This window comes from Cystobacter fuscus, from assembly GCF_044360685.1.
Taxonomy (GTDB): Bacteria; Myxococcota; Myxococcia; order Myxococcales; family Myxococcaceae; genus Cystobacter; species Cystobacter fuscus_C.
In genome coordinates, this window is the sequence record NZ_CP043491.1 from 1,826,782 (window position 1) to 1,845,318 (window position 18,537).

The following is an 18,537-nucleotide window of genomic DNA, read 5'->3' on the forward strand; positions in this document are numbered from 1 at the left end:
AGCGGCAGGTCGGACGGCAATCGCGCGCGTTCAATGGCAATCATGGCCAGGCTCTATGTGAGAGCGCGCGCGAGACTTCCGAGGGTGGCCATGGCGGCTTCCAGGCGGGGGCTCCAGGCCTGCCCGCAGTTGAGGCGGATGCAGTGGGTGTAACGGGGCTGCGCGGAGAAGATGTGCCCCGGCGCGATGCTGATGCCCGCCTCCAGCGCCCGCGCGTGCAGGACGAGCGCGTCCACGGTGGGCGGTAGCTCCACCCACAGCAGTGAGCCGCCCGAGGGGCGTGAGACGCGGGTGCCCTCGGGGAAGTGCTCGCAGATGGCCTCCGTCATCCGCTCCACCTGCGAGGCGAGCTGCCGCCGCAGCGTGCGCAGGTGCTTGTCATAGCCGCCACTGGCGAGGAAGCGCGCCACCGCGAGCTGCGGCAGCGTGGGCGTGGCCACCGAGTGGGCGAACTTGAGCAGCTCGAGGCGCTCCTGGAATCGACCTGGCGCCACCCACCCCACCCGGAAACCCGGCGCGAGCGTCTTGGACACCGAGCCGCACAGCAGCACCAGCCCCTCGCGGTCGAACGACTTGCAGGTGCGGGCGCGCTCCAGGCCGTAGTGCAGGTCGCCGTAGAGATCGTCCTCGATGAGGGGAATCTCGCGCCGGGCGAGCATCGCCACGAGGCGGGCGCGGTTCTCCTCGGGCATGCAGGCGCCGAGCGGGTTGCTGAAGCTGGGCACCACCAGCACGGCGGCCACGCGGCGCTTGTCGAGGGCGGCCTCCAGCGCGTCCAGCTCCAGGCCATGCCTCGGGTGGGTGGGAAGCTCCAGCGCGCGCAGGCCGAGCGATTCCATGGCCTGGAGGGTGCCGTAGTAGGCGGGGGACTCGACCGCGACGGTGTCGCCCGCGCGGGCCACGGTGGCGAGGCTGAGGTAGACGGCCTCGGTGGCGCCGCAGGTGGTGATGAAGTCGTCGGGGGACAGCGAGCAGCCCCAATCCAGCGCACGGCGGGCCACCTGGCGGCGCAACTCCAGGCAGCCGGGGGGCATGTCGTAGCCGATGGCGTCGGGGCGCTGGCGCGACAGCATCACCATGTCGCGGTGCAGGCGCGGGCCGGGCAGCAGCTCGGGCGTGGGCACGGCGGCGCCGAGCTGCACCATCCGCTCGTCACGGGCGGCCCGGTACACGCGGGCGACGAGGGCGCTGTTGCTGGGAGGTCTGGCGGTGGTGGGAGGACGGGAGACGCGAGGCTCCTCGGGGCGGGGGCGCTCGCGGCGGCGCACGTAGTGGCCGGACTGGGGCCGCGTCTCCACGAGGCCGAGCGACTCCAGGTGGAGGTACGCCTGGAGGACGGTGGAGATGCTTACCCGCTCGCGCAGGCTGAGCTGTCGCACCGAGGGCAGCCTGTCCCCGGGTCGCAGCGTGCCGGCGGCCATGGCCTCCGCGAGCCGCTCGGCGACCTGCTCATAACGCCGGGGCCGCGAGGCCTCCTCCATTGCCATGCCCAAGGGTCCTCCCTCCTCCGGGACTCACGACCGTGTCCCACCGCGAACACATAGCCAGTGGGGCCTCGCCCGCCCAGACACAGCTGAGCAGGCGGGGAACCAGTACAGTTCATCCCGCCACAACTGTACCCCTCACAATTCAACCTGTCTGAATCTGTTCTGATCCAGGCCGCGGGCGCATGGTTCTCCATTGAAGGAGGAACAGTGATGGCAACAGCGATGCTCCGAGGACTGTGGCAGGCAGTGAGGCCGCACCGGACGACGCGAGGAAAAACGAAGGGGCTGGAGCAGGTGGTGCTCGACGAGGGCTCGGTGTGGAGTCACCGCCTGCGGGCGGGGGGGCTGCGGCTCACCTGCCGCGAGGGCCTGCTCTGGCTCACCCACGAGGGGGACCCGAGCGACACCGTGGTGGAGGCGGGGGGCTCGGTCCGGCTGGACGGTCCGGGGCTGGTGGTGGTGCAGGCGCTGCGTCGGGCACGCTTCGGCCCGAGCGAACCCTGAAAACCGCGCGGGCGGGAGGTGGTAGGCGGAATCCACCTCCACCACCGTCCATGAGGTTCTCCTCGGAGGTTCAGGAGCCAGGTGTCCGAATGCGTCACGTGTCGGACGCAAAACGTCACTTCTTCCGCCTGGCCCGGTCTTCGTACGCGGCTCCTCCGAGGGCAGGGGAGGCGGGCAGTCGGTTGGCACGCCCGCTGCTTCGAGCCGGGGGAAGTCCAAACCCGATTGGAGAGCTGATGCTTCGGTTGATGAGAGGCGGGGGGAACGCCCTGGGGGCGCTCCTGTGTGGAGTCTTGATGATCGCGGGGAGCGCCTGGAGCCGACCCCCGCATGCGCGCCATCCCCTGGCGGGGAGCCTCATCTCCTCCAATCAATACCATACGCTCACCGTGCGCTCCGATGGCTCGGTCTGGGCCTGGGGTAACAACTCGCTCGGGCAGCTCGGAGACGGGAGCATGCGCTCTGCCTCCATTCCCGTGCCGGTTCTGGGGCTCACGGGCGTGGTGGAAGTGGGGACGGGGGTCGAGGCCTCCGTGGCCTTGCGCCAGGACGGGACCGTCTGGACCTGGGGCTCCAACTTCTCGGGCCTGCTCGGAAGCGCGGGGATCTTCTTTCGGCCCACGCCCGGGCAGATGCCGGGCCTCGTGGACGTGGTGGATGTGGCCATGTCGAGGGTCCATGCCCTGGCGCTGCGCGAGGATGGCACCGTCTGGGCCTGGGGCGGCAATGGCTCCGGTCAGCTTGGCCTCCCGTCCGGCTCCAACCAGATGACGCCCGCCCAGGTTCCCGGGGTCTCCGGGATGGTGGCCGTGTCGGCGGGAGGCTCCCATTCCCTGGCGTTGCATGAGGATGGGACGGTGTGGGCCTGGGGTCTCAACAACCAGGGGCAGCTCGGAGATGGCACGTGGGTGAGCCGGTTCGCGCCCGCGCGGGTGCCGGGCCTCACGAACGTGGTGGCGATCTCGGCGGGCGGCGTGCATTCGCTGGCCCTGGGCGCGGACGGCACGGTGTGGGCCTGGGGCGGCAATGGCAAAGGCCAGCTCGGACAGGACGCATCCGTGCCGCGCAGCGCCTCTGCCGGGCGGGTGCCGGGGCTCATGGACGTGACGGCCATCGCCGCAGGAGAGTCACACTCGGTGGCGCTGCGCTGGCCCGGCACGGTGTGGACCTGGGGCAGCAATGTCCACGGACAGCTCGGGCATGGAACGGTGCGCTCGAGCCCCACGCCCCAGCAGGTGCAAGGCCTGCATGCCGTGCGCGCCATCGCCGCGGGCGAGGTGGGCACCTTCGCGGTGCGTCCGGATGGAGCCGTGTGGAGCTGGGGCCACAACACGATGGGCGTTCTGGGGACGGGCTCGGAGCTGCGGCTCGCTCCCGTGGTGGTGAAGGGGCTCTCGGGTGTGCTCTCCGTCAAGTCGAACGATGTCCACGTGCTGGCGCTGCGCGCGGACGGCACGGTGTGGGCCTGGGGCTCCAATGAATTCGGGCAGCTTGGCCGGCTGGGACCGAATCACACGCCCGTGCAGGTGCCGGGCCTCACGAACATGGTGGCGATCTCGTCGGGCAGCGTGCATTCGCTGGCCCTGGGCGCGGACGGCACGGTGTGGGCCTGGGGCTCCAATGGCACCGGACAGCTCGGGGATGGAACGAGTACGTCCCGGTCCCGGCCGCTCCAGGTGCCGGGGCTCTCCCAGGTGGTGGACCTCGCGGCTGGCGCCAGTTTCTCGCTGGCGCTGCGCGCGGACGGCACGGTGTGGGCCTGGGGCTCCAATGGCACCGGACAGCTCGGGGATGGAACGCGGCAGCAGCGGCTCTCGCCCGTGCAGGTGGTGGGGCTCACGGACGTGGTGGCGATCTCGGCGGGCGGGAGCCACGCACTGGCACTGCGCGCGGACGGTACGGTGTGGGCCTGGGGCTCCAATGGCACCGGACAGCTCGGGGATGGAACGCGGCAGCAGCGGCTCTCGCCCGTGCAGGTGCCAGGGCTGGTGGACATCCGGACCCTCGTGGCGGGAGGTGGTTTCTCCCTCGCGGTGCGCGAGGACGGCACGCTGTGGGCCTGGGGTGGCAACGCCTTTGGACTCCTCGGAGATGGCACGAAGGTGGACCGCGTTTCCCCCATCCTGGTGCCGGGCCTCTCGAGTGTGGTGGGCGTGGCGGCGGGAATGTTCCATACGCTGGCGGTGCTGGGGGATGGCTCGGTGTGGGCCTGGGGCAACAACCTCAACGCCCAGCTCGGAGATGGCACGACGGTGGATCGTGCCGTCCCCGGGCCGGTGGGCGCTCTGTCGGGTGCGAGCGCACTCACGGCGGGGCGCTCGGGGTCAGTGGCCCTGCTCGCGGATGGCACGCTGCGCGCGTGGGGCGGTGCCATCCATGGCCAGGCGGGAGATGGTGGCTCGACCCTGCATACCACCCCGGCTCGGGTCGTCCTGCCGGACCTGCTGACTCCCTGAGCCCTGAGAGGTGTCAGACCCCCTGAGAGGTGTCAGACGATTCGTAGGCGGCGAGGGAGCGGAACAAGTTCTCTGACACCTCCTGGGGACCACGTCCCGGTGGCCGGGTCATACAGCTCCGCGAGGGCGACGTTGCCGCTGCTCCCCGTCCCGCCCACCACGAGCACCCTGCCGTCGTTGAGCAAGGTCGCCGTGTGGTGACGGCGCAGCACCGCGAGCGAGCCGGTGGCGGACCACGTGTGGGTGGCCGGGTCGTACACCTCGGCCGTGACGAGTTCGCCGCTGGGGCCCGTCCCGCCCACCACGAGCACCCGGCCGTCGGCCAGCAGCGTCGCCGCGTGCTCCGTCCGGACCGACCCCATGGAAGCCGTGAGGGGGCGCCCCATCACCCCAGCCTGTTTCCCATCTCCTTCGTGCTCCGGCCCGGGCCCGCAGGCGAGGAGCGCGAGCGCGAGCGCTGCTGCCAGGGGGCCTGGGCAGGGACGATGCCAGGGGGCCGGGGCTGCGGCGCGCGACGGAGTCGCTGCCAGGGAGAGGTGGCGCATGGGGCTCACGCTTTCGGGGTGTGGAGACTTCGAGTTAAAACAGTCCCTGAGACGATTTGTCGACAGAGGCAGGTCTCCTGCCCGCACCGCGCTGCCTACCGGGTGCGCGACGGTGGGGCACGGACGTGCTACCCCAGGGTCATGGACCGCCCCCGCCGACCCGCCGCTGCCCCGAAGGGGCCGTCGCCTGCCGTCGCGCCCTTCGTGTTTCCGCCCGACGCCGCGTTTCCACACTGCGGACAGGCGAACATGTCCCGTGCGAACGTCCTGCGCAGCAGCCCGGCCCCATCCACCCGCGCTGTCCTCTGCTTCCTCGGCTCCTCCACCGCCGCGGCCAAGGAGAGGTTCTCCTTCTATGGGCCCGCCTCCGTCCCCGCTTGAGGGAAGAGAGGTGTCAGAACGAACTCTTTGACACCTTCTCTGTGCTGCGCTTCGCGTATAGGCGGAATGGGGGCCCTGTTGCTGGGCGGCGGGCTGGAGCAGGGAGGTAGACGCGACAGATTTTACGAGTCGTGGCACACGTGGATGGCACAGGCGCGGTGTACGGCAGATCGAATTCCCTACCTCGCTTGGCGAAAGGACGTGTCCATGTTCGACCCGATGATGAAGAAACTGCTGGCCCACTGGCTCCTCGGAGGCAGCGCCGCGCTGTTTCCCTTCCTCTGGGCTGTCTACAATCTCATTATCACCCAACCACGGTAAGGGAGCCCTCCACAAGCCCGAGCTGCGGCTGCCGTGTGCCACTCTCCCCGCGTGCTCGTCCATCGCTGTCGGGGCGCGCTTCCATGCTCCGAACGGCCCCACCAGGACCCGATTGGAGGATGTAGCCATGTGTTTCCGCGCGTGCATCGCACTTCTGCTCTATGTCTCCGCCTGCGCTACGTCAGCGCCGAGCCCAAGAGAGCCAGCGGCCCGAGACCCGAGGCTCGCCAACCTTCAACGGGCGGCGACGCTGCCCTGGACGGACGGAGGGCAGTGCGTCGTCGAGAAGGCCTCCCAGCCGTGGTCTGTGCTGGTGGAGCGGTGTTTTCACGCGCTCGACCAGGAGCGAGTCCAGTTCAGGGACACCATGGGGCGGTGCTCCGTGGCCTCCGCTGGGGCTGCGGCGGTGGGGCTCGGCGTTTGCGTCTTGGCGGCGCCGGAAATCGTCGTGGGAGCCGTCATCATTACGGGCGTGGTGGTGGTGGGCTTCGCGATTTCAGAGGCGCTGGAGGCGTACGAGAAGAGGGGCCGTCCCCAGGTGCGGCCCTTGCCTACGCGGCCGGTGCCGGAAGCGCGGCCGGTGCCGGAAGCGCGGCCGGTGGCAGAGACGAAGCCCGCCCCACAGGAGCCGCAGAAGAAGCGGCGGCCCAAGCCAGAGCCGACGGGAGAGAACTGGCCACCCCCGCTGCCACCCGAGCCCACGGACAAGGAGCGCCGCCGCAGGTGCGAGGTCATTCCGGAGAAGCACCGAGGCGGTGACAAGGCTCACAACGACTGCGCGGACTGGTATCCGCCCAACCGCTACCCCGGAATGGATGCGGTTGTAGACGGCAAGGCCTTCGACGCGCTGCAAGTCGGGGTCCGGGGGCTGTGGGAGATCAAGACCGACGAGTTCGACACGTACAACGAGTTCGTCAAAAAGCAGGTGGTTGCAGACGAGCTAGAGGAATTTGAGGAAGAGAGCCGAATTGCGCTGGCCTGTGGGTATGACTTCACGGTCGGGGTTAGCACCGAGGCGCACAAGGCCGCGCTGATGGCGGCGCTGGAAGCGGCGGGCCTGCGGATCAGAGTCGTCGTGACGGGGTGTAAACGCTGACGGCCGCACTAGCTGCGCGGCCACGCGCAGGGTCTCCGGGGGACGAAGACAACCTTCTCGTCATCCCTTGGCCGTGAGCAGCAATACTCCTTCTCGCCGCACCTGGGCTGTCCGGAGGGCGCGGGGAACGAAGGAGAACAGGGCCTCGGGGCGGACGCGCTCATTGTTCCCTCGTTTCAGCCAGCTCTGGGCCCGCGCGAGCATCTCCGGGGAGGGGCGTTCGAGCACGGCATCCAAGGCTGGTAGAAGTTCGCTAATATTGCTCGGGGCTACGAAGAAGGCGCCGAAGTGGCCGGGCAGGCATGCCGCTTGTTCTGCCCCCAACCCGTAGTACAAGGCGGCGGCGGCTGGGATGCGGTCGGTAATGATTAGGCCGCCATTCTCCGCGTTGAACTCGATGCCCCAGCCGTTCGCTTCCGCGCCCGTTCTGATGAATCCCTGCCCGAATGCATTCAGCGCCTCCGGGCGGAAGAGTTCCTCGAACTCTTCGGTCCCTTCAGATTCCGTCCAATAGCCAGGATGGGCAGGATCGGGAACAGCCTTGGGAGAAAGGGAACTTGGGGTCTTGCGCCAGCGGTCTAGGACCTGGCGCGCAGTCGGGCTCACGGGCGAGGCGGCAACAGCAGCGGCGAAGCGTGAGGCAACTCCGGAGGAGTGCTCGGGGGGGATGCAGAGAGATAGCCAGAAGAAGGTCACGCCCATGGCGAAAGCATAACCTTCCCTCGCGCGAGCCTGCGAGCTACTCCTGGGCCTGAGCCGTTTCAGTGGCTCTCCCGCAGTTTGTGTGCATCCCCGGGCATTCGGCTGGCCGCATGAGAGAAGCTTGCTTGCCCGCAGAGGCCTTCTATTCACCCTATGCGTCGCTTCCCACATCGGCGTGGATCGCAAGACGCTCTATCGCAAGCTCGGCCGCCGCCACCCCGCCGTGACCGCCTCCCCGGAGGACAAGGACGACGCTTGAAGCGGCTAGAGCGACCTCAACTGCCCACCGTCGATCGAGATCACCGCCCCCGTGACGTAGGCGGCGACCGGGGACAGCAGGACGGTTGCCATCCGCCCCAGCTTCGCGGGCTCGCCGAGGCGCTCCAAGGCGATCCCGCCACGGGCGGTTCCTTGTCGCAGAGGATGTGCTTGATGCGGTCGGTCGCGAAAAGGTTGGGCGATGAACACCTTGCCTGCCAGTTCCAGGTTCATGCCGTCCTCACTTCTGCTCCTTGCTCCGCCAGACCCACCCGCGCGAGATAGCTGTCGAGCGTAGGGGCGTCCTCGGAGGCGACGATCGCGCCGACATAGCCATCTGGCCGCACGAGCACCCACTCGCCAGGAGCAAGACCGTAGGCCTCGCGCAGATGCCCCGCTTCGTCCGACAGCTCGCGGCCGGCCCCGACCTCGTGGATGCGCAGTCCGCGTCGTGGCGCGATGATGTCTGGCTTTGTTTCGAAACCCACCAGCGTCCAGTGCGGGCCAGCGAACAGCTCGAACAGGCGTCGGGAGCAGCCAGCGGCTCCGCGCAGGGGCGCGTCCGGTGCACGAGCTCCGGCCAACAAACCACCGGGACGCGCGGATGACCCGAGGGCCAGCGACGATTTCGGATAACCGATGTCGAGCTGATGGACGTCTCGGGTTCGACGGTTCACTCCGCGCTTCATCGCGTCGAGCAGGCGGGTCGAAAGGCCGAGCACCGCCTCCGCGACCGGGCGCCGCTCCTCCTCATAGCTGTCGAGCAGGCGCTCCGAAGCGCCGCCGAGCACCGCCGCGAGCTTCCATCCGAGATTGTAGGCGTCCTGGACGCTGGTATTGAGGCCCTGCCCTCCCGTCGGCGGATGGATGTGGGCGGCATCGCCGACCAGGAACACCCGGCCGACGCGATAGCGCTCAGCGAGCCGCGCATTCATCGTGTAGGCCGACGCCCACGACATCGACTGCACGCGGATGCCGCTTCGACCGGTGCGACTGGCGACCATCCGCTCGAGCCCCTCGGCCGAGAGGTCGACCTCGCCCTCGAGCGGAATGGGGGCCTGGAGCTGGAAGAGGTCGGTTCCGGCGAGCGGGCAGACAGAAACCTGCCGCTCCATGTCACCCTTGTTGAACTGGTGCCAGGCCTCACGGTCGAACCCGGTCAGCAGGACATCCGCCACCATGGCGCGCACGCCCAGCGTCTTGCCGGGAAAATCCACGCCGAGCGCGCCTCGCACGAAGCTGCGCCCTCCGTCCGCCCCAACGAGATAGCGGGCGCGCACGGTCTCCTCGCCCTCGGGTCCCACGAGGCGCGCCGTCACCCCGCCCTCGTCCTGCTCGAACCCGACCAGCTCGCATCCGAACTCGACATGATGGCCGAACTCGGCGAGCCGCTCGCGCATCACCCGCTCGGTCAGGAACTGCGGGACCATCAGCGCGAGCTGGTAGGGCTCGGCCGGTGTCGGCTCGTGCGGCTCGACCATGTCCGATTCGGCATGGCTGCCGTCGTCACGATATTCCCGCGGCGGCGGGTAGACTCCGCCGGCCGCCACGAGCCGGTCGATGATGCCGAGATCCTCGAACACTTCCTGCGTCCGCGGCTGGATCCCCTTGCCCCGCGAACCGGGGAACGGACGATCCATCTTCTCGATCAGCCGGAATGGTACCCCCCTCCGTGCCAGGTCGATGGCGAGGGTGAGACCCGCGGCACCGGCACCGCAGACCAATACCGCGATCGGGCTTTGCTCTTCCACAGTCACCTCCTATGTGTAGAATGCACTTATCTACAGGAGATGAGCGAGTGTCAACGAAAAATGTGCATGATGCACATATCAAGGCGTCCCTACCCGAGCTGCATCGAGCGCTGCTCGACATCGTGATCGTGATGAACCGCCCTGAGCGCGACGTGGCGTTGCTGGAGATGGCGGGCCTGAAGCTCGAGCGTGCGCTCTTCCCGCTCCTCGTCCTGGTCGAGCGGATGGGGCCGATCGGCGTGGGCGATCTCGCCGGCCGCGTCGGGCGCGACTACACCACCGTCAGCCGCCAGGTGGCGAGGCTGGAGGAACTCGGACTCGTCGACCGCCGCGCGGGCTCGGCCGACAAGAGGGTACGCGAGGCGATCATCACCCCGCGTGGGAAGGCGGCGACGGACGCCCTGGATGCCGCCCGCGAGCAAATGGCATTGACGTTGTTCCGCGACTGGACGCTCAAGGACTTCAACGAACTGGTCCGGTTGATGCGGAGGCTGGCCGACATCATGAGCCAGGAGCCGACGGCCGCCCCCTGACGGTTTTGTGGGCTTTCAGGATGCCCATCGACAAGGTCACCGTGCCGAGGAGCTCCTCGCGAGAGGCTCCATCCCTGGCCCGTAGCGACAAGCCCTGCATGACGGTGCAATAGAAGGCGGCCAGGGCCTTGGTGTCGACGTGGGCGGGCAGGTCTCCGTCCCGCGCTCCCCGCTCGATTCGCTGCTGGATCCGCCTGAAGGTGGTGTGCCTCATTTCCGCGAGGTGGCCGCCGAGCGGCGCGTTGTCCGGAGCGCAGTTGACGAGCCCCAGGACAACCAGACAGCCCTTCGCGAGGGGCGCGGCCAATGCGCTCTCCACGCTCTCCCTCAACATGGCCTCGATGGCCTCCTGGACTGTCGCCACCTCGTCCAGGACTCGCATGCTGCCGGCACCGGACGTGCCCAGATACAACTCGAGCGCCTCGCGAAAAGCGGCCTCCTTCGAACCGAAGGCCGCGTAGAAGCTCGGTGGATTGATTCCCATGGCCAAGGTGAGATCGGCGATCTGTGCGCCTTCGTACCCCTTGGCCCAGAACACCTCCAACGCGCGCCGCAGTGCGAGATCGCGATCGAAACTCCGGGGTCTTCCTCGCTTCGTCATGTCGGCCCTGTTTCTGTAGCCGGGATTGACGATACGCAACGGCCTGATCGTTCGTTACCGCCTCTTCGAGGACAGCTTCGCGGTGGCAAGGGCGACAGAGCCCTGACGCTGGCAGGGGTGGCCGGCATCAATCCCTTCGGCCTTTGTTCCGCACGAAGGCCGGCAGAGCCCGATCGATACCCGTCTTACGTCCCGATATAGGCCGCCAGCTCGTCAGGCGTTCCCATGGGAAAAGCTTCCTTCAAATAGTCGAGGAAGGCGGATACACGAGCGCTCAGCAGCCGCCGCGATGGATAGAGCGTCCACAGGGCGATGTCTGGCCCTTCTGCATCACCCCAATGCACCAGCGTGCCGGCAGCCAGATCGTGACTGACGAGTGACACGGGAAGGCGTCCGGCGCCGACGCCCGCTCGGACAGCATCGCGGACCATGATGAGCGATGACAGGTGAAGGACTGGCTCTATCGCGATGCGTGATCTTCCAGTGGGCACCCTGACATCCCAGCCCGCGGTCCGGTCGCCCGCCCCCCGCACCACAGCCGGAACAGCGACATTGGCCGCCGGTCGAGCGAGGCCCGGGCTCGCGACGACCACCAGCCGATCGCGCAGAAGGATTCGTCCGACAAGGCTTTCATCTGGATCCGGATTGACCCGGATCACCAGGTCATAACCTTCCTCTACAATGTCGACGGCCCGATCTTCCGTCGTGATCTCAAGCCGGACCTCCGGATATTTCAGCGCGAAGCCGGCCGCGAGCTTACCCATCGCGGTCTGCGAAAAGAGCAGCGGCGCGCTGATCCGCAACCTGCCTCGCGGCTTTTCCCCACCCGAAGCGATCGCCGCCGCGGTCTCGTCGAGCTCGGTAAGCAATGCCCCCGCTCGCTCGAAGAGCGCCCGTCCTTCCTCGGTGAGCTTCAGTGTGCGCGCCCCGCGCTCGAACAGGCGCAGGTCGAGGCTGGCCTCCAGTTCCGCGACCCGGCGGGACAGGGTCGCCTTCGGGCGCCCAGCGGCGCGTGCGGCTCGTCCGAACCCTCCGTGCCGGGCGACGAGATTGAAATCAGCGAGGGCAAGCAGATCCATTCGTTCCACCCGGGAGACCGTTCCACCAGTGAGACGGTCCGTCCAAAGATACCATCTGTCGGCCCACGCGTGGATCGCTAATTTACACGGTGTCTTCTGACTCGAACCCGGAGTGAGCCCCATGACCCTCCTCGTTACCGGCGCAACCGGCACAGCCTCCAAGAGCGCGGCCTCGGCCTGACGGCACAGGCCATACACAACCCCAACAACAAGGAATTCCATCATGATCTATTCAACCGCCACTGTTCCGGTGAATCCGGAGGGTGAGACCCCACTGACCCGCGCGCAGGCATGGAAAGGCCTGGTCCTCAAGGCCCGCGACGCCCGCCTGTTTCTCCCGCCCAACGTCTGCACCCGTTGCGAGGTCGTGGAGGAGCGCGTGACGCACATCGTGCGTGAAGCCACGATCGCAGGCGATGATTTGCGCGAGATCATCACCTTCGAGCCGGAGAGCAAGGTGACCTTCTTCCAGGTCACCGGTCCACGCGAAGGCGCGATCATCAACGAGTTGTTCGAGGACGAAGCCGGCGCGCTTCAACTTCGGTTCTATTGCTATCTCGGCCTGCGCGGCAAGAAGCCGAACGGCCCCGAAGAGCAGGCCGAACAAGAATGGATGAACAGCGACAAGGGCTACAAGAGCGCCTTGCTGTCAACGCTGAAACGGACCCGCGGCCTGCTCGCGGAGGGCCGGCTCTGATCATCACCAGGGACATGAACGACGGGACTGCCTCCCAGGAGGCGTCCCTCTTTCCGAGGTAGCTACCATGCGAGATTCCGTAACCGACAACATCCGGACACCCCAACCGAAGATACTGGTCCTTGGCGCGACCGGCGGCACCGGCCGCCTGATCGTCAGCCAGGCCGTGGCGCGAGGGTACGACGTCACCGCGCTCGTGCGCTCAGCCGAGAAGGCGAGTGGGCTCAAGGGGGCGACGCTCATCGTCGGAGACGCCCGCGACGAGATGGCCTTGCGCCAGGCGCTCAAGGGCCGGGACGCCGTCGTCAGTGTCCTCGGCACACCGGCGAGCCCGTTCCGCGAGGTGACACTTCTCTCGACCGCGACGCGGGCGCTCGTGAGCGCGATGAAGAGCGAGCAGGTCTCACGTCTGGTCTGCATCACGGGGATTGGCGCCGGTGACAGTGCTGGGCACGGCGGCTTTCTTTTCGACAACCTGATCTTCCCGCTCCTCTTGCGCAAGGTGTACGACGACAAGAATCGGCAGGAGGCCATCGTCAGGGACAGCGGGCTCGACTGGGTGCTCGTTCGCCCCTCCGTTCTGACCAGCAAGCCCGGCCGCGACACGATCCGCGCGCTCACGGATCTCTCCAGCTTCCATGGTGGATCCATCTCGCGAGCAGACGTCGCGAGGTTTGCTTTGGACCAGGTGCGCGACGACACCTGGGTGCATCGCTCCCCGTTGATCACCTGGTGAAAGCAACTCAGCGAGCCATCAGCCCCGTGGTCCCTCTCTGCGAGTGACCACGGGAGCAGCGGCCAAGATTGCAGGAATGGAGACCCACATGTCTGTCATCAAGCACGAAATCAGTTCATCGGACGCGCAGGCCCTGCGGGCGATGCGCGCCATGTTCGCCGGGGCGCCGAAGCTCAAGTTCGAGCCCGCGAGTCGCGCCGCGTTCGACGAGATCATCGCCCGCACGCCCCCACCCGAGACGGTCCGCTTCGAGCAGGGAGAGGTGGGCGGCGTACCAGGCTGGTGGTGCCGTCCCAAGCATGCGGACGACACGGCTGTCGTTCTGTACCTGCACGGCGGCGGCTATGTGATCGGTTCGGCGGCGGCCTACCGGAACTTCGTCGGGCACATCGCCGAGCGGGCGGGCGCCGCGGCATTCGTCGCGGACTATGCGCTTGCTCCGGAACGGCCGTTTCCCGCCGCGACGAACGATATCCGCGCGCTTCATGAAGGCCTGTTGGCCCGTGGCTACGAGCGTATCGCGCTCTGCGGTGATTCCGCCGGCGCCGGTCTCGCGCTCTCGTTCCTGACGGACGGCACGGCGAAATCCGAGCGGATCCTCGGCGTCGTCGCGATGTCGCCGTGGATCGACCTGTCCGTCTCCGGAGAATCCATGGCCTCTCGCGCGGAGGAAGACCCCCTTTTGTCCAGAGCGACGCTCGCTGAAGCCGCGGCGACCTATCTCGGCGGACATCGTGTGGAGGATCCGCGGCTGGCCACGCTGGATGGCGATTTCTCGATGCTGCCACCGGTGCGCATCCATGTGGGCGACGCCGAGGTGTTGCTGGATGATTCGCTGCGGTTCGCGCGAAAGGCCGAACAAGCCGGACGGAGTTGCGAGGTCCACGTCTGGGAGGGAATGACTCACGTTTTTCCCTCGAGTTTCACGATGCTACATGCGGCCGCCGAGGCACTGGAGGACATCGGGAGATTCCTCGCCGGGCTGTTGTCCAATAGCGCCCGGCACGAGCGCATGGAGTGGCTGGCCCGGGCAAAAGGAAACCACACGCGCAGCGAGTGAAAGTGCGGAGTCACCTGCAATCCGCCGCTCTGAGCCGAGCCCACTCCTAACGAGGAGCCCCGGTGCCCCACATGCCACCGGAGGTGCCAGACCTCGTCCCGTGCGCCCCTGGCCTCTTCGGCTCACCCCTCCGGGCCCTGGCGCAGTCGTGCTAGTCCTTCGTGCAGACCACGTCGTCCACCTGGAGGTGGTCGCGGTCCGCCACGCTGCGGCCGGGGTAGAAGAACAGGCGCCAGTCACGCACGTTGCCGGTGAAGCGGAAGAACACCGGCTCCCAGGTATCGCTGTCCACCGTGATGAAGTCCGTCTGAGGGCTCCAGCCGGCGCTCGAGTAGATGCGGTGGCGGATGGTGCCGTGGCCTCTCACCCGGTACGAGCAGGAGTAGTTGCCGGTCGGCACGTTGAACTTCTGGAGCGTGAAGCGTTCGGCGATCTGGATGGGGACGACGAACTGGAGCGCACGCGAGCCACCGTGCACCGCCTGCGTGTAGGGCACGAGGCGCGAGGGCTTGATCTCCGAGCCCGGATCCGCGACGCCGTTGTCCAACCCGTACCAGTAGTCGGGAATGTACGGGGTGCCGTGGTACGGAATGGGCGTGTTGCTCCAGTTCTCGAAGCCGCCGTTGCGGATGATGTTCGCGGGGTGCTCGGCGGAGACACAGCGACGGGTCGCCGGGTCACAGGCGGGCAGGTCGCCGCGGCAGTCGTAGGTGGTGAAGCAGGCCCCAGGGGACAGCTCGCACACGCCCGTCGTGGGGTTGCAGCTCGTCGCCGGGTTGTTGCAGACGACGCCCGCGCAGGGGTCACCTTCCACGCAGCGGTGCGAGGCGGTATCACAGACGGGCGTCCGCGGAGTGCCGGCGCAATCCGCGTGGCGGACGCAGCGGTCCGCCGCGGTCACGCACGTGTGGGACGCATCGCAGCTCTGCCACTCGCTGCACTGGGTGGCGTTGTCGCAGCGGCCGGAGAGCGGCTCACAGGTCGCGGTGGCGTTCACGCAGCGCTCCCAGGACTGGCAGCTGACCATGTCACACGGCTCCGGGGCGCGGGCGCAGCGCACGTCGTCGATGAGCAGGTGGTCGCCCCGGGTGTTCCGGAGGCTGAAGATGAACTCGAAGGTGTCGTAGACGGGGTTGGCGAGGTTGAAGGAGTAAGACACCCGGGTCCAGTCCTGGGTCTCGACCGTGGTGTAGCTCGAGTACGAGGAGTAATCGGTGCTGAAGAAGGCGTTGCGGATCTCACCAGCGCCCCGCACCTGGTAGGTGCAGGAGTAGCGGCCAGCGGGCATGGACCTGGCGACGGTGGTGAAGCGCTTGTGCGTGCCCGTGTCATTGATCAGCCGGACCGCGTTGAGGCCCTGGTAGGGATTCGTCGTCACCTTCTGCACCGCGTCGCTGGTGAAGTTCGACTGGCTGCCCAGCCACTGGGAGGGAAGCGCGCCGGGCCATTCCTCGAAGCTCCAGTTGTCGAGGACGCTCGTCCCGGCGTCGGAGCCCGCATCGGGTGTCTCCGTGCCCGAGTCCGGCGTCTCGGTCCCCGAATCAGGCGTCTCGGCGCCCGCATCCGGAACCTCGGTGCCCGAGTCTGGAGGCTCCGTGCCCGAGTCGGGCGTCTCCGTCCCGGAGTCCGGAGGCTCCGTGCCTGAATCCGGCACCTCGGTGCCAGCGTCCGGCTGCTGCGTGCCCGCGTCCGGTCGTGACTGACCGGAATCAGGGGGCCCTTCTGGATCCGTCGAATCACCGCAGGCGGTCAGCAGGACCATCAGCGACGTCAGGCACAATCGGAACAACTTCACAGCAAACCTCCAGCTTCCAAGGAACGAGTCCTGCCTAGCATCTCCGATAAGCCTGAACTAATTCAATGTCGGAGGAATGCACATGGCCCACGCCGCCCCGGGTGGCGGAGCGTGCCCGAGTCGCGGAGTTGCTCCTCGGGGAAGGGGTACCGGGCGACGACCTGGCCCTGGCTGCTGGCGGACGAAGAGGGGGCCCAGCCGGAACTGCTCGCGGCGGGCCACCACGGAATACTGGCACTGGTCGTTATCGGCGACGCGATGACCTTCCTGCCGGAGAAGTTCTGGGAGCCAGCATCGCAAGCCTCGTCAATTGCCTGGCTTGCCCTCCCAGAAGAGGGATGGGGGGAGGGGTCTAGGCCGCGGCGGAAATGCTCTCGACGTCCACGTTCCCCTCGAAGGCCAGCTTCTCGAGGGCGCGCGCGGCGACCTGCCCGCTCTTGAGCTGCTGAATCTCCGAGGAGACCTTCCGGGCGCGGGCCCGCAGCGACTCGTCGGCCAGGAGCGCCTGCAACTCGGAGCGGATCCGCTCGGGGGTCGCCTTCTCCAGGGGCAGGTAGCGCCCGAGCCCCGCGCGCTCGACCAGCGACGCGTTGAGGGTCTGGTCTCCAACGAGGGGGATGACCAGCATGGGCAGACCCGTGTACAGGGCGCGGCCCACCGCGCCCCAACCCCCGTGGGTGATCAACGCCCGGGCCTTGGGGAATACCTCGTCGTGGGGAACGTAGCGCTCGATGCGGATGTGGGAGCCGAGCCCGGAGGGAACATCCGAGGCCCCCGCGGCCGTGGCGAGCACGGGGACGTTCATGGGCGCGACCGCCTCCAACACGCGCCGGAACAAGCCATTGTCCGCATGGGTCGTCGTCGTGCTGACGACCACGGTCCCGGGCTCGATGCGCGGCGCTTCCTTGCGGCTCGTGGAGCTGTTGGCGGTCGTCGGCCCGACGAAGAGCTGGTTGTCGCGCAGCGGAATGCTCCCGGCGAGTCCCCGGTGGCCCATGATGATGTGGAGCTTGGGCGAGGCCGCGGCCTGGACGAGGTGCGCCGAGCGGCCACGATAGGGGGACAGACCGAGCTGGGCCCTCGCCTCGTTCAACGGCATCAGCTGGCCCATCAGCAGGTGCGTCAGCGCGGGGAACCGGAAGAAGGGCTTCATGGACGGCATCGTGCTGAAGATCAGCGGCAGCTCATCCGCCGTGAGGACCGTCCCCATGTTCCCGGCGCTCGCCCAGGGAATGCCGGCGCGCTCGGCGGCCCAGGCCGCGCCCAGCTCGAAGAAGTCGTGGACCACGCAGTCCACCTTCTCGCGCTTCAAGACAGGCTCCAGCTCTCGCGCGAGCTGGACGTTGTTCGCCTGGCCGATGCCCCGGAACATCGTGATGCCGAAGGGGACCGACGGCATCCAGGGCGGCAGACTCGTGAGCTGGGCGAGATCGCCAATGTCCTGGACGTCGAGCATCCGCTCATGAGGCAGGTGCTCCGCGCCGACGGCCTTCACATCGGCCGCCAGGCTCGCCTTCGCCTTGAACAGCACCCGGTTGCCCCGAGCGGTGAGCTGCTGCGCGAGGTCCAGGACGCGAAGCAGATGCCCCGGCGCCCCCGAGCTCGCCAGCAGGAAGGTCGCGGGTCTCCGGGAAACATCATTCGTGGATGCCATGGTCGTTCTCCCCCAAGAAGTCGCAAACGGTCCCCTCCGCACACGCGATGGACCGCAACTCCAAGTTGCGATGATGAATAGAATTGGATTTCACTCACCGCAATTCGAAGTTGCGATATTTGGCGATATTCGGCTTATGAGAGAATTGGAAGAAGGGCCCGAGCGGGGGGGGAGGGGGGGGCGGTGTCTCGGCCCCATGTACACCAAGGCCCCTGAGAGGTGTCCCCCTGAGAGGTGTCAGACGACTCGTAGGCGGCGAGGGAGCGGAACAAGTTCTCTGACACCTCCTGGAGTTTCTTACGAATCGTCCCGTACAAATTGTCTGACACCTTCTCAGGGACACCTTCTCAGGGCGCTCCTCCAAGGCCGCCCAGCGAAAACGTCACGGCAAGCGCTGATCGTCTCAATGGCGACCACGAGAACTACGTTCGTTCCCTCCGCGTATGGTTTGCAACGTCGCCTCCGCGGGGGATGACACATGCTCGGGACTACGAAGGCGTATAGGAGGGATGGGGGCCCTGTGGAGGGGGGCGGGCTGGAGCGGAGGGGGAGAGGAAGGCCGCGGATGGGTGCTGTCAGGGCTGTGCGCCGGGCCAGTGGAGAAGCGGTGCAACCCTCCCGGACGCGGGGCAATCCGTACTCGCCCGTCCGCTGCCGCGCGAGCCATTCAAGGGACAGAGGCGCCCTCCCTGCCATCGCTACGCCGAGGTCGAGTTGGTCGGTGCCTGCTGGATGCCTCACGAGTTGAAGGCCCCGTGCCCGGACGTGCTCTACGAGCACCAGGGCAAGTGCTACTCGCCCACCTTCAGCGCCGCCAAACCCCCGCCCTCGTCGCTCGGGCTGTGAGGAGCGCGGGGCGCCCGGCAACCGGCTTCGCTCGT

16 protein-coding genes are annotated in these 18,537 nt (G+C 67.6%); 7 read left to right on the forward strand and 9 right to left on the reverse strand.

The window, feature by feature from the left end; translation table 11 throughout:
* Positions 1 to 53 precede the first annotated feature (53 nt).
* Entirely contained in the window at positions 54 to 1,487 is a 1,434-nt protein-coding gene (locus F0U63_RS07650) for a PLP-dependent aminotransferase family protein (RefSeq protein WP_395845212.1), read from the reverse strand.
* Between the two features lie 210 nt (positions 1,488 to 1,697).
* On the opposite strand from F0U63_RS07650, the gene F0U63_RS07655 reads away from it, so the two are divergent.
* Complete coding sequence (locus F0U63_RS07655) at positions 1,698 to 1,991, forward strand: DUF2917 domain-containing protein (RefSeq protein ID WP_395845214.1); 294 nt, start codon at positions 1,698 to 1,700, stop codon at positions 1,989 to 1,991.
* Positions 1,992 to 2,287: 296 nt separating this feature from the next.
* Entirely contained in the window at positions 2,288 to 4,447 is a 2,160-nt protein-coding gene (locus tag F0U63_RS07660) for an RCC1 repeat-containing protein (RefSeq protein ID WP_395845216.1), read from the forward strand.
* A gap of 32 nt (positions 4,448 to 4,479) precedes the next feature.
* On the opposite strand, the gene F0U63_RS07665 is transcribed toward F0U63_RS07660, so the two are convergent.
* Positions 4,480 to 4,833, reverse strand: coding sequence for a Kelch repeat-containing protein (locus F0U63_RS07665; RefSeq protein ID WP_395845218.1), 354 nt, complete (start codon positions 4,831 to 4,833; stop codon positions 4,480 to 4,482).
* 988 nt (positions 4,834 to 5,821) lie between these two features.
* On the opposite strand from F0U63_RS07665, the gene F0U63_RS07670 reads away from it, so the two are divergent.
* A complete protein-coding gene (locus tag F0U63_RS07670; protein WP_395845220.1) occupies positions 5,822 to 6,790 on the forward strand; it encodes a DUF6310 domain-containing protein in 969 nt (322 codons plus the stop codon).
* A 60-nt stretch (positions 6,791 to 6,850) separates the two neighbouring features.
* Here F0U63_RS07670 and F0U63_RS07675 read toward each other — a convergent pair whose 3' ends face one another.
* From F0U63_RS07675 to F0U63_RS07685, 3 genes are all read right to left on the reverse strand, one after another.
* Entirely contained in the window at positions 6,851 to 7,492 is a 642-nt protein-coding gene (locus F0U63_RS07675) for a hypothetical protein (protein ID WP_395845222.1), read from the reverse strand.
* A gap of 264 nt (positions 7,493 to 7,756) precedes the next feature.
* Entirely contained in the window at positions 7,757 to 7,984 is a 228-nt protein-coding gene (locus tag F0U63_RS07680; RefSeq protein WP_395845224.1) for an SDR family oxidoreductase, read from the reverse strand.
* Positions 7,981 to 9,501 carry an FAD-dependent oxidoreductase gene (locus F0U63_RS07685; RefSeq protein WP_395845226.1) on the reverse strand — a complete coding sequence of 507 codons (1,521 nt, stop codon included), beginning with the start codon at positions 9,499 to 9,501 and terminating at the stop codon, positions 7,981 to 7,983. Before F0U63_RS07685 ends, F0U63_RS07680 begins: the two co-directional genes overlap by 4 nt.
* 47 nt (positions 9,502 to 9,548) lie before the next feature.
* Here F0U63_RS07685 and F0U63_RS07690 point away from each other — a divergent pair, with 47 nt between their 5' ends.
* Positions 9,549 to 10,034, forward strand: a complete 486-nt coding sequence (locus F0U63_RS07690) for a MarR family winged helix-turn-helix transcriptional regulator (RefSeq protein WP_395845228.1) — start codon at positions 9,549 to 9,551, stop codon at positions 10,032 to 10,034.
* Here the strand turns inward: F0U63_RS07690 and F0U63_RS07695 are convergent.
* Together F0U63_RS07695 and F0U63_RS07700 are read right to left on the reverse strand one after the other, a co-directional pair.
* Positions 10,003 to 10,635: a TetR/AcrR family transcriptional regulator gene (locus F0U63_RS07695; RefSeq protein ID WP_395845230.1), complete on the reverse strand. Its 633-nt coding sequence runs from the start codon at positions 10,633 to 10,635 to the stop codon at positions 10,003 to 10,005. The two genes, F0U63_RS07690 and F0U63_RS07695, sit on opposite strands and share 32 nt — an antisense overlap.
* A 185-nt stretch (positions 10,636 to 10,820) precedes the next feature.
* Positions 10,821 to 11,714 (reverse strand): LysR family transcriptional regulator, encoded by an 894-nt coding sequence (locus F0U63_RS07700; RefSeq protein ID WP_395845232.1) that lies wholly within the window; start codon positions 11,712 to 11,714, stop codon positions 10,821 to 10,823.
* 223 nt (positions 11,715 to 11,937) lie between these two features.
* On the opposite strand from F0U63_RS07700, the gene F0U63_RS07705 reads away from it, so the two are divergent.
* The 3 genes from F0U63_RS07705 (at position 11,938) to F0U63_RS07715 (ending at position 14,207) form a co-directional block, all read left to right on the forward strand.
* Positions 11,938 to 12,411, forward strand: a complete 474-nt coding sequence (locus tag F0U63_RS07705; protein WP_395845233.1) for an AtaL-like protein — start codon at positions 11,938 to 11,940, stop codon at positions 12,409 to 12,411.
* A gap of 67 nt (positions 12,412 to 12,478) precedes the next feature.
* Positions 12,479 to 13,147, forward strand: coding sequence for an NAD(P)-dependent oxidoreductase (locus F0U63_RS07710; protein ID WP_395845234.1), 669 nt, complete (start codon positions 12,479 to 12,481; stop codon positions 13,145 to 13,147).
* 88 nt (positions 13,148 to 13,235) lie between these two features.
* A complete protein-coding gene (locus F0U63_RS07715; protein ID WP_395845235.1) occupies positions 13,236 to 14,207 on the forward strand; it encodes an alpha/beta hydrolase in 972 nt (323 codons plus the stop codon).
* Positions 14,208 to 14,358: 151 nt separating this feature from the next.
* Here the strand turns inward: F0U63_RS07715 and F0U63_RS07720 are convergent, their stop codons facing one another.
* The gene (locus F0U63_RS07720) at positions 14,359 to 15,969 is read right to left on the reverse strand and encodes an invertase recombinase-like protein (RefSeq protein ID WP_395848334.1); all 1,611 of its coding nucleotides are present in this window, start codon (positions 15,967 to 15,969) and stop codon (positions 14,359 to 14,361) included.
* Between the two features lie 385 nt (positions 15,970 to 16,354).
* Positions 16,355 to 17,656, reverse strand: a complete 1,302-nt coding sequence (locus tag F0U63_RS07725) for a glycosyltransferase (RefSeq protein ID WP_395845236.1) — start codon at positions 17,654 to 17,656, stop codon at positions 16,355 to 16,357.
* Positions 17,657 to 18,537 lie beyond the last annotated feature (881 nt).